This window comes from Blautia sp. CAG:237, assembly GCF_000436615.1.
Taxonomy (GTDB): domain Bacteria; phylum Bacillota; class Clostridia; order Lachnospirales; family Lachnospiraceae; genus Blautia_A; species Blautia_A intestinihominis.
On the sequence record NZ_FR886746.1, the window covers coordinates 1 to 808 of the forward strand.

Here is an 808-nt window from a genome sequence, read left to right on the forward strand (position 1 = left end):
AAACATTTTCCACAGGTAGAGGATCCGGAACATTTTCTGGAACAGGTTGGAATTTTCTTTTAATGCACAAGCCCTGTAGCTGACTGAACAGTTGATAAACAAATTCAGCCAGCCACGGGGCTTTTTTTAAATTGAGGAGAAAATATCAGCCCTGCTGTTTATACTTCGAAATCGCCAGAATCATAAATACAAAGGCAGCAATAAACATAGCTTCGATTCCCATGGATTTCCAGATTTCTTCTGCAACAGGAACGGGCAGGGTTTTGTATTGTGCAAGTGTTTCATTTATAGATTCATACCAGTAGACCGGCAGAAACTGAGCAATCTTAAGGACGCTTTTGTTCATAATACTCATTGGGACAAATGCTCCGCACAGAAAGCACATTCCCAGTGAAAGCAGGTTGGAGATTCCATTCAGCATATTGCTGTTTTTGACAAAAATCCCCACAAGATAGGAGAGCGAAAGTGCAATACCAAGCATCAGTGCCGTATTCAGAATATAGTATCCGATCAGAGGAGAAGTAAGGAACTCCTTATCAAAAAGGACACAGACACCTGCGACTGAGATCAGCCAGAGTACAGCTCCGAGCATAAACATTGCGAGCAGTCCTTCCATATTCTGACGACGCAGCGAGACTGCTGAGGCGCGCATTCGTTTCAGGATATCTTCTTTCTGAAAAGCCAGGAGAACATACCCCATGGAATAACTGAGCACAGCAAGAAACAGATAAGGAACATAGCGGAAATAGTAAATATAAGGTGGTGTTTCAAGATTATTTTCCGTACCTTTGTACATAGTTACTTCCGA

Annotated in this window: 1 protein-coding gene; it reads right to left on the bottom strand. The window is 42.2% G+C overall.

Going from position 1 to position 808, the window contains the following annotated elements:
• Positions 1-145: 145 nt before the first annotated feature.
• Positions 146-808: ABC transporter permease (locus QZL69_RS09495; protein WP_291519198.1), on the bottom strand; the 663-nt coding region annotated here is incomplete at its 5' end.